Source organism: Delftia sp. ZNC0008 (genome assembly GCF_000799035.1).
GTDB lineage: Bacteria > Pseudomonadota > Gammaproteobacteria > Burkholderiales > Burkholderiaceae_C > Comamonas > Comamonas tsuruhatensis.
This window is the reverse complement of sequence record NZ_JTKZ01000633.1, coordinates 1-9,892: the sequence shown is the minus strand read 5'-3', so window position 1 is coordinate 9,892 and position 9,892 is coordinate 1. Positions and strand designations below refer to the sequence as shown.

Sequence of the window (9,892 nt, the reverse complement as noted above, 5' to 3'; positions counted from 1 at the left end):
GCATGTGGGGCTATGCGACGGCGGCCTTTGCGCTGATGCAGGCCGTGTCGGGATATTTCATGGCCTGGAGCTATGCGGGCCTGGGCTCGTACCAGCGCCTGTTCGTCATCGGCAGCGTGTCGCTGCTGCTGGGCACGCTGATGATCGCCGCCAGCCGCGCCAGCGCGCGCCGGCAGGCCGCCGCATGAGTGCGCGGATTCGTGGCAGGAAACAAGGAGTCGTATGAGCACCGCAAAGACCGCGTGGATGGCCCGCCTGGGCATGCGCCATCCCATCATCCAGGCCCCCATGGCCGGAACGTCCACGCCCGCGCTGGCGGCCGCCGTCACCGAGGCCGGCGGCCTGGGCTCGCTGGGCATTGGCGCCAGCGGCACGGAGCAGGCCCGCCAGCAGATCGTGCAGACGCGCGCGCTGACTTCGGGCGCCTTCAACGTCAACCTGTTCTGCCACCGGCCGGCCCGGGCCGATGCGCAGCGCGAGGCCGCCTGGCTGGCCCATCTGGCGCCCGAGTTCGCGCGCTTTGGCGCCACGCCGCCTGCCACGCTCAACGAGATCTACGCCACCGCCGTCGGCAACGCCGCGCTGCAGGCCATGCTGCTGCAGGAGCGGCCCGCCGTGGTGAGCTTTCATTTCGGGCTGCCTGAGCAGGGCTTCATCGACGCGCTGCGCGCGGCCGGCGTCGTGACCCTGGCCAGCGCCACGTCGCTGGACGAGGCGCGCCAGGTGGAGCAGGCCGGTGTCGATGCCATCGTGGCCCAGGGCGTGGAGGCCGGGGGACACCGCGGAACGTTCGATCCCGCGCAGGACCGCATGATGGGCACCTTCGCCCTGGTGCGCGTGCTGGCCCGCAACACGGCCCTGCCGGTGATCGCGGCCGGCGGCATCATGGATGGCGAAGGCATTGCGGCCGCGCTGGGCCTGGGCGCCTGTGCGGCACAGCTGGGCACGGCCTTCATCCTCTGCCCTGAATCGTCCGCCAGCCCGGCCTACCGTGCCGAGCTGCGCAGCGAACGCGCCCACCACACAGGCATCACCGCCGCCATCTCGGGCCGGCCGGCGCGCGGCATGGTCAACCGGCTGTATGCGCTGGGCGCCAGCCATGGCCAGCCCCTGCCCGACTATCCGCGCGTCTACGACGCAGGCAAGGCCCTGCACCAGGCGGCGTCCGCCCAAGGCAGTTCCGACTACGCAGCTCACTGGGCCGGCCAGGGTGCGCCGCTGGCGCGCGAGATGCCGGCCGCTGCGCTGGTGCAGACGCTGGCCGGCGAGCTGGCGAGCGCTCAGGCAGGCCGCTAGAGCGTGTTATCCACTAAAGTGCCGCCAGCCCCTGCTCCAGATCGGCGATGAGGTCGCGCGGCGACTCCAGGCCGATGTGCAGGCGCACCACGGGCCCGCGCGCACTCCAGTCGGTGACGCTGCGCGCCTGCGCCATGTGCGCGGCTGTCGCCAGGCTCTCGTAGCCGCCCCAGGAGGCGCCAATGCCGAAGAGCCGCAGGCCGTCGATGAAGCGGTCCACGGCGGCCTCGGCGGTGCCGGGCTGCAGCTCCAGCGACACCAGGCCGTTGGTGCCCTGGCAGTCGCGCAGCCACAGCGCATGGCCGGGGTGCGTGGGCAGCGCGGGGCAGAACACGGTGGCCACGGCCGGGTGCTGCTGCAGCCAGTGCGCCACCTCCAGCGCATGCGCCTCGTGCATCTGCAGCCGTGCGGCCAGCGAGCGCATGCCGCGCAGCACCAGCCAGGCATCGTCGGGGCTGACCGCCATGCCGAAGGCATCGCAGCGCGCGGCCAGCGGCTCCCAGGCGGCCTCGGTGGTGGCCACGGTGCCCATCATCACGTCGGAGTGGCCCGACAGGTACTTGGTGGCTGCCATCACCGAGACATCGGCCCCCAGCGCCAGCGGCCGGTACTGGCAGCCCGATCCCCAGGTGTTGTCGGCCACGACCAGGGCGCCGCGCGCATGGGCCATGGCCGCCAGCGCGGGCAGGTCGCACATCTCGTAGACCAGCGAGCCCGGGCATTCGGCATAGACCATGCGGGTGTTGGGGCGCATGCGCGCCTGGGCGTCGCTGCCATCGGCCGCGAAGAAGTCGTACTCGATGCCGTAGGGCCGCAGCCATTGGCCGGCCAGGTGGCGCACAGGCTGGTAGGCGCTGTCGGTCAGCAGCACATGGTCGCCGGGGCGCAGGTAGCAGAGCAGGGCCATGCCGATGGCCGCCAGGCCGGTAGGCAGCAGCCGCGTGCGGTGGGCGCCTTCCAGCTCGCTGACGGCATCTTCCAGCGCAAAGCCGGTGGGTGTGCCGCGCGCGCCGTAGCTGAAGATGCGCTCGCCGGCGCGGCGCTCGCGCATCTCGCGCTGCTGTGCCGTGCTCTCGAACAGCACGGTGCTGGCGCGCACCAGGGGCGGGTTGACGGCCGTGCCGCCCGCATAGGCCGGGCGCTTGCCCGCATGCAGCAGCCGGGTCTGCAGGTCCAGCGCGGGGGCGCCAGAGGCCGATGATCCAGGCACGGGGACGTGTTCGGCAGCCATCAGTCGATCTTCGCGCCCGAGAGCTTGACCACGCGCGACCAGCGCTCCATGTCCTGGCGCAGCTGGGCGGCAAAGGCCTCTGGCGTGCTGGCCACGACTTCGCTGCCGCCATCGACGACCAGCTTGGTCACTTCCGGCAGTTGCAGGGTGCGCACGATGGCGTCGTGCAAGAAGGCCACGCGCTCGGGCGGCGTGCCGGCGGGAGCGAAGAAGCCGTACCAGTCCTCGAAGCGCGCATTGCGCAGGCCCAGTTCCTCCAGCGTGGGCACCTTGCCGAACGCGCCGATGCGGCGCGGGCTGGTGACGGCCAGCGCACGCACCTGGCCCGCCTGGATCATGCCGGCCACGGACGAGGTGGAGGTGATCAGCACATCGACCTGCTGGCCCAGCAGATCGTTGATGGCCGGCCCCGCGCCCTTGTAGGGCACATGGGTCATGGGTACGCCGTTTTCCTTGGACAGCACCACGCCCACCAGGTGCGACAGCGTGCCGTTGCCGGGCGTGGCATAGGTGACGCGGCCCGGCTCGCCCTTGCTGCGCGCCACCAGGTCGGCAAAGCTCTTGAGGGGCGAGGCCGAGGCGACCACGATGGCCAGCGGCGCCGCGTTGATCTGCGTGATGGGCACGAAGTTCTTGAGCGGATCGAAGCCCGGCGCGCTATAGAGCGCGGGGTTCACCGCCATCAGCGAGACCTGCCCCGTGAGCACGGTGTAGCCATCGGGCTTGGCCTCGGCCACGGCCTTGGCGCCGATGTTGCCGCCCGCGCCGCCCCGGTTTTCCACCACGGAGGGCTGGCCCGTGGCCTCGGTCAGCCGCGTGGTGACCCAGCGCGTGCTGGCGTCGTTGCCGCCGCCCGGCGGGAAGGGCGAGATGAAGCGGATCGGCTGGGCCGGATAGCCGTTGCGTGCGGCCAGCGGCTCGGCCGTGGCCTGCGAGAGCATGGCCAGGGCCGCGAGGCTGGCGGCCAGCATCCTGGCCAGGGTGGGGATTGCGAACATGTCTTGTCTCCTGTCGTTATGTGGTGTTGGGCTGTTCGGATGCTCTTTGCGTGGATCAGGACATTGCCGGCTCCGGCAGGCGGAAGGCGGCCAGTTCCTGCGCGTCCAGCTGCGGCACCAGGCCCGTCTCCCAGGCCAGGTAGCGGCGTGCCGCTTCCTTGTTGCCGTCGTGGCGGTCGTGCACGAAGAACAGGTAGTCGATGCATTCGGCGTCGGTGGGGCTGTCGGGCGTGGCCTCGACGGGCAGGCCGGCCTGCTGCCATGCGGCCAGGCCGCCTTCGAGCAGCAGCGGCGCGGCGCCCTGCAGTTCCAGCGCGGCCCATTGCGCCATGCCGGGCTCGTCGGCCACCAGCACGATCTGGCGCGTCTCGCCGGCCAGATCGCTGGCAAGGCACGGGCGGATGGACCAGCGGGCCCCGGCGATGTGGCCTGCGCGGTACTTCATGCCCGCGCGCAGATCGACCACGGCCACCTCGCCCTGGCGCATGCGTTCGTGCAGGGCCTGCACCGCGATGCCTGCCAGTGCGGGGGCCTGGGGCAGCTGGGCCGGTGCCAGGTCCAGGCCGCTGTGCAGGCCGCCCCGCAGCACGCAGGCGTCATGGCCGAGCTGGCGCAGCCAGCTGGCCACCACGGGGGCGCGCACGCCATCGCTGTCGAACAGCACCAGGCGCGCACCGCGCACGCCCACGTACTGGTCGCCGGCCTGCATGAGCTGGCCACCGGGCGTGTGCTGGGCGCCGGGCAGCGAACCGGCCTTGAATTCCTCGGGCGTGCGCACATCGCACAGGAACAGCGTGCGCGCAGCATCCTGGCTCCAGGCGCGCACGGTGTCGGCATCGACCTCGGGCACGTCGAAGCGTTCGGCCAGGGCGCGGGCCTGTGCTTGCAGCGCGCTGCTGGCCGAGTCGTCGCCATAGCGCTGCGTGCCGCCATGCTCCAGCGGCAGGTCGGCCAGGTACCAGCCCTGGGTGCCGTTTTCCAGCGCGTAGACGGGGTTGGGAATGCCCAGGTTGATCAAGGTCTGCGCGCCGATGATGGAGCGCGTGCGGCCCGCGCAATTGACCACGATGGGCGTGGCCGCATCGGGCACCAGGCGGCTCACGCGCAGCGCCAGCTCGCCATTGGGGCAGCAGATGGCGCCGGGGATGTTCATCTTGTGGAACTCGGAGACGGGCCGGCCGTCCAGCACCACCAGGGGCAGGCCCGCCGCCTGGCGCGCCGCCAGCTGCTGGGCCGTGATGCGCGGCGTGCCGTAGGCGTGCTCGGCCAGTTCGCCAAAGGTCTTGGAGGGCAGGTTCACGCCGGCGAACAGCGTGTAGCCTGCCGCGCTCCAGGCCTGGGTGCCGCCTTCCAGCACAGACACCTGGGTGTAGCTCAGGGCTTCGAGGCGGCGCGCGGCGCGCCCGGCCACGCCCGCGCTGGCATCGCCCTCGCCACCGTCGTAGGTGACGACGCGTACCTGCCTGCGCGGCACCAGGCGGGGCACATCCAGCTCCAGCCGGCTGTAGGGCAGGGGCGTGGCGTAGAACAGGTGCGACTCGCCGTACTGGCCGTGCTCGCGCACGTCGAGCAGCGCGATCTCCTGGCCGTCGTGCAGCCAGGATTTGAGGGTGTGGGCGTCAATGGATGCGGTCATTGCATGCGGTCCGGGAAAAAGATCGGCAAGGAATTTCGGGCAAAGCCCTGCCACGCGCGCCCCGTGGGGCGCGCTGCGGCATGGACAGGGAAAAGGCAGGAAGCGGGAGGCAGCGGCCGGAAGGCCTGGGCTCAGCGGCGCGTCTGCACGCCGATGGCCATGGTCTGGCAGGTGCCGGTGGCCAGGTCGTAGCTGGTGCGCTCGTTGAGCGTCTCCAGCGCGCGGCCGTACATGTGCAGGTGGCGGATGACCTGCTCGCCCTGGATCTCCACGGAGTGGATGTCCTCGGGCATGAGGGCGATGCCCTGGCCTGGCGCCACCACCACGAGATCCGTCTCACGCAGCGTGCCCTTGCCGGGGACGGAGCCGTCGTCGGTGCGCTCGTAGACGCGGTTATGTTCCGTGCCTTCCACGGCGGCAATGCAGGCCCAGGTCGTGTGGTTGTGCGGCACGATGCGTTTGCCCGGGCGCATGACGTTGAGGTACAGCGCATAGCTCTGGTCCGCGTCCTCGGCGATCAGGTAGCGCGCCTGGTGCTCGCCCTCTTCGGGCGCGGCGTAGTCGGCCTGCTGCCAGAAGTCTCGGCGCGCTGCCAGGCCCAGCAGCTGCTGGAGCACGGCGTCCAGGCTGGCGCGCGTGGCAGCGCCTTCGCCAATGGCCTGCTTCATGTGGTCGATGGCCGCTGTCACGGCGGCGCTGCGCTGTTCGGTGATGGTGGTGGTGGTGGTGGTGTTCAAAGGGGACTCCTTGTCGTCGTTGAAGCCCACTGTAGTGAGGCGTCCGGCCCGCAACAATCCACGCACCCTCAACAAATACTTCAATAAAATTGAAGTATGGAGACGCTTGACCTGGACCTGCTGCGCACCCTGGCCGCCATTGCCAGCCACGACAGCTTTGCCGCCGCCGCCGTGCAGATGGGGCGCACGCAATCGGCCATCACCCAGCAGATGCAGCGGCTGGAGGAGAAGATCGGCCACGCGCTGTTCGAGAAGCAGGGCCGGCAAAAACGCCTCACCGACCACGGCCAGCGCCTGCTGGGCTATGCGCGCCACATGCTGGCCATCCACGACGAGGCGCTGCGCAACCTGCAGCACCGCCAGGTGCAGGGCCTGGTGCGCATTGGCGCACCCCACGACGCGGCCGACAACATGCTGCCGCCCGTGCTGCAGGAGATCGCGCTGAACTTTCCGGGCATGCAGATCGACATCCATGTGGGGCGCAGCCCTTTCCTGATGGAGTCGCTCAAGCAGGGCGAGCTGGACCTGGCCATCTCCAACCGGGAGGATGAAGGCTTCGAGGGCTTTGCCCTGCGCTCCACACCCACGGTGTGGCTGTGCGGCGCGGGCTATGCCCATGACCCGGGCAAGCCCGTGCCCCTGGTCATGGCCGACGGGCCCAGCATCTTCCGCCGCCTGGGCTGCGACGCGCTGGATGCGGCCGGCATCGCCTGGACACCGCGCCACACCTGCACCAGCCTGGTGGGCATACGCGCGGCCCTGCGCGCGGGCCTGGGCGTGACGGCGCGCGGCGTGGAGCAACTGGACCCGGGTCTGCGCGTGCTGGGTGCGGGCGACGGTATGCCGCCGCTGCCGGACCTGGTCTACCGCCTGTACATCCGCAGCCATGTGATCAGCCCCGTCACGCGCCAGATCTTCGAGAACCTGCAGGCACGCATGCGGCTGCCGGCCGGCTGAGGGACAGCGTTGGGGAGGCGGAGGGACGGCAGGCGTGCAGCTTGCCAGCGTTGCTTGTAATGGGACTTATTCTCAAATAACATCCGCGCCACCGCCGCCTCCTCTGCCGGTGTTTTTCGAGCCTTTCCAGGCACTGCGCCATGCCATCTCCCACTCTTGCCCGCACCCATGACTGGTTCCGTGACTACGGGCCGCTGATCTCCCGCATCCTCGCTGCGCTGTTCGGCGGCTATGCCGTGGCCGCCCTGGCCAGCGTGGCCGTTGTGGCCCTGCCCGCAGACCGCACGCAGGCGGCGATCTCGGGCACCTTGCTGAGCTTTGCCGTCTACGCGGGCGCGGTGATCTGGGTGTTTGCCGTGCGCAGCGCCACGCGCGCCTGGGCCGGCCTGCTGGTCGCCGCCCTGGTGCTGGCGCCTGCCGCGTGGTGGACCTGGGGCAAGGGGCTGGGCGCATGAACACGAACACCACGGACACCACGAACACGGCCGGCAAGTCTGCCAAGCCCGGGAAAGCCGCCAAGGCGCCCGGCATCCGCCAGACCATGTCCGACCTGCACACCTGGGTCGGCCTGCTCCTGGGCTGGTTCCTCTACGCCATGTTCCTCACGGGCACGGTGAGCTATTTCAGGAACGAGATCACGCAGTGGATGCAGCCCGAGCAGCCGCACCAGAGCCAGGCGAGCGAGCCCGCGCTCGTGGCCCAGCGTGTGGGTGACGCCGTGGCGCGCCTGGCACCGCAAAGCCCTCGGTGGCTGATCAACCTGCCCGATGAACGCAGCACGGTGGCCACGGTGTTCTGGAGCCCTCCCGAAGGCCAGGACAAGCGCCGCTTCGAGAACGGCCGCTTCGACCCGGCCACCGGCACGCGCCTCGAAGGCCCGGTGCGCGAGACGCGCGGCGGCGAGTTCTTCTACCGCTTCCACTTCCAGTTCCACTACATGCCCGTGCTCTGGGGCCGCTATCTGGCGGGGCTGTGCGCCATGTTCATGCTGGTGGCCATCGTCAGCGGGGTGATCACGCACAAGAAGATCTTTGCCGACTTCTTCACCTTCCGCTGGGGCAAGGGCCAGCGCTCCTGGCTGGACGCGCACAACGCGCTGTCCGTGCTGGGCCTGCCCTTTCACCTGATGATCACGTACACCGGCCTGGTGACGCTGGCCCTGATGTACATGCCCTGGGCCAGCCTGGCCACCACCATGACGCCCGAGCAGCGCGTGGTGGCAGGCCAGCAGCTCAGCGCCTTCGTTCCGGCGGGCAAGCCCTCGGGGCAGGCCGCGCCCCTGGCACCGCTGGCCGACATGGTGCGCCAGGCCGAGCAGCGCTGGGGCGCGGGCCAGGTGGAGCGCCTGAACGTCAACCTGCCCGGCGATGCCAAGGCCAGCGTGGTCGTGGTGCGCGGCGACAACGGCCGCGTCTCCATCAGCCCGCAGTTCATGACGTTCGACGGCGTCAGCGGCCAGCTGCTGCAGGCCCAGGACAGCGTGGGCGCCGCCGCCGAGACGCGCGGCGTGCTCTATGCGCTGCACATGGGCCGCTTCGGCGACCTGCCCACGCGCTGGCTGTACTTCATCGTCAGCCTTGCGGGCACGGCCATGGTGGGAACAGGACTGGTGCTGTGGAACGTGAAGCGGCGCAGCAAGCTGCCCGACCCGGAAAGGCCGCATTTCGGCTTCCGGCTCGTGGAACGGCTGAACATCGCCACCATCGCCGGCCTGTCCATCGGCATGGCCGGCATGCTCTGGGCCAATCGCCTGCTGCCGGTGGAGATGGCGCAGCGTGCCGAGTGGGAGGTGCACGCCATGTTCATCGCCTGGGGCGCCACCCTGTTCTGGGCGATGGGCCGGCCCGCCAGGCGGGCCTGGATCGAGTTGCTGTGGGCCGGCGCCGCCGCCCTGGCCCTGCTGCCCGTGGTCAACGCGCTGACCACGGATCGCGGCCTGATCACCAGCCTGCGCGCGGGCGACTGGGTGTTTGCCGGCATGGACCTCATGCTGCTGGCCCTGGCCGCACTGCATGCCCATCTGGCCCTGCGCACCCAGCGCCACCAGCCCAAGGCCAAACCGGTGCGCGCCGCCCGGCCCGCGCCCAAGGCAGCCACTGCAGCAGCCGCCACGGCAGTGGCCGCCGCAGCGGAGACCAGCGCATGAGCATGGCCCATCTGTTCTGCCAGCTGTTGGCCCTGGGCGCCTTCGCCTGCCTGGCCCTGGCCATGGACCGCCACCAGAGCGACCTGTTCGGCAAGGAACTGCCACCCGCCCGCACCCGGCGCCTGCGCGCGGCCGGCTGGGTGCTGCTGGCGCTGTCGCTGTGGGCGGCGCTGCAGGTGGAGCCCTGGTCGCTGGGGCTGGTGGCCTGGTTCGGCCACATCAGCGCAGCCGCCGCCATCGTGCTGCTGTCCATGGTGGCGCGCGAGCGGCTGCGCTGACGCCCCTCCTGGCGCCTTCAGAGAAACATGCCGCCCGAGGCCTCGATGCGCTGACCCTGCACCCAGCCCATGCCGTGCTGCAGCAGGGCGGCCATCACGGGGCCGATGTCGTCGGGCTGGCCCACGCGGCCCAGCGCCGTCTGGCTGGCCAGGGCGGCGCCCATCTGCGCATCGTCGCGCACACGGCCGCCGCCAAAATCCGTGGCAATCGCGCCCGGCGCCACCGTGTTGACGCGAATGCCGCGCGCCCCCAGCTCGCGCGCCAGGTAGCGCGTCAGCACCTCCACCCCGCCCTTCATGGATGCATAGGCCGCATAGCCCGGCTGGGTGAAGCGCGTGAGGCCGCTGGACAGATGGATGATGCTGCCGCCGTCGCGCAGCAGGGGCAGCAGGTGCTGGCTCAGGAAGAACGGCGCCTTCAAGTGGATGGCGACCAGCTCGTCGAACTGCGCCTCGGTGGTGGTGGCGAATGGCGCGTTGATGCCGATGCCGGCGTTGTGCACCAGCGCATCGAGGCGGTCGGCCTGCCAGGTCTCGGCCAGGGCCCGGCGCACGCGGGCCGCAAAGTCCGCAAAGCCCGCGCTGCGCGCCACGTCCAGCTGCAGGGACGCGG

10 protein-coding genes and 1 pseudogene are annotated in these 9,892 nt (G+C 70.7%); 6 read left to right on the top strand and 5 right to left on the bottom strand.

Going from position 1 to position 9,892, the window contains the following annotated elements:
* Together L995_RS20725 and L995_RS20720 are read left to right on the top strand one after the other, a co-directional pair.
* A pseudogene (locus tag L995_RS20725) lies at positions 1–188 on the top strand (YbfB/YjiJ family MFS transporter); the annotation flags it as partial.
* Between the two features lie 34 nt (positions 189–222).
* Positions 223–1,296: an NAD(P)H-dependent flavin oxidoreductase gene (locus L995_RS20720; RefSeq protein WP_047473404.1), complete on the top strand. Its 1,074-nt coding sequence runs from the start codon at positions 223–225 to the stop codon at positions 1,294–1,296.
* A 13-nt stretch (positions 1,297–1,309) separates the two neighbouring features.
* Here the strand turns inward: L995_RS20720 and metC are convergent, their stop codons facing one another.
* The 4 genes from metC to L995_RS20700 all read right to left on the bottom strand — a co-directional run bounded on the left by metC (position 1,310) and on the right by L995_RS20700 (position 5,829).
* Positions 1,310–2,527, bottom strand: coding sequence for a cystathionine beta-lyase (metC, locus tag L995_RS20715; RefSeq protein WP_047473401.1), 1,218 nt, complete (start codon positions 2,525–2,527; stop codon positions 1,310–1,312).
* Positions 2,527–3,525 carry a Bug family tripartite tricarboxylate transporter substrate binding protein gene (locus L995_RS20710; protein ID WP_047473399.1) on the bottom strand — a complete coding sequence of 333 codons (999 nt, stop codon included), beginning with the start codon at positions 3,523–3,525 and terminating at the stop codon, positions 2,527–2,529. The genes metC and L995_RS20710 overlap by 1 nt, the downstream gene beginning before the upstream one ends.
* Before the next feature lie 55 nt (positions 3,526–3,580).
* Entirely contained in the window at positions 3,581–5,161 is a 1,581-nt protein-coding gene (locus L995_RS20705) for a rhodanese-like domain-containing protein (protein WP_047473397.1), read from the bottom strand.
* Between the two features lie 131 nt (positions 5,162–5,292).
* The gene (locus L995_RS20700) at positions 5,293–5,829 is read right to left on the bottom strand and encodes a cysteine dioxygenase family protein (RefSeq protein ID WP_052195840.1); all 537 of its coding nucleotides are present in this window, start codon (positions 5,827–5,829) and stop codon (positions 5,293–5,295) included.
* 165 nt (positions 5,830–5,994) lie between these two features.
* Between L995_RS20700 and L995_RS20695 the strand changes: the two genes are divergently transcribed.
* From L995_RS20695 to L995_RS20680, 4 genes are all read left to right on the top strand, one after another.
* A complete protein-coding gene (locus tag L995_RS20695) occupies positions 5,995–6,855 on the top strand; it encodes a LysR substrate-binding domain-containing protein (RefSeq protein WP_016448662.1) in 861 nt (286 codons plus the stop codon).
* 140 nt (positions 6,856–6,995) lie between these two features.
* A complete protein-coding gene (locus tag L995_RS20690) occupies positions 6,996–7,310 on the top strand; it encodes a DUF3649 domain-containing protein (RefSeq protein WP_017405291.1) in 315 nt (104 codons plus the stop codon).
* On the top strand, positions 7,307–9,001 hold the full coding sequence (locus tag L995_RS20685; protein WP_047473395.1) for a PepSY-associated TM helix domain-containing protein: 1,695 nt from the start codon (positions 7,307–7,309) through the stop codon (positions 8,999–9,001). The genes L995_RS20690 and L995_RS20685 overlap by 4 nt, the downstream gene beginning before the upstream one ends.
* Positions 8,998–9,279: a DUF3325 domain-containing protein gene (locus L995_RS20680; RefSeq protein ID WP_016452140.1), complete on the top strand. Its 282-nt coding sequence runs from the start codon at positions 8,998–9,000 to the stop codon at positions 9,277–9,279. The genes L995_RS20685 and L995_RS20680 overlap by 4 nt, the downstream gene beginning before the upstream one ends.
* A 17-nt stretch (positions 9,280–9,296) precedes the next feature.
* Here L995_RS20680 and L995_RS20675 read toward each other — a convergent pair.
* The coding region (locus L995_RS20675; RefSeq protein ID WP_047473393.1) for an SDR family NAD(P)-dependent oxidoreductase at positions 9,297–9,892 on the bottom strand (596 nt) is incomplete at its 5' end.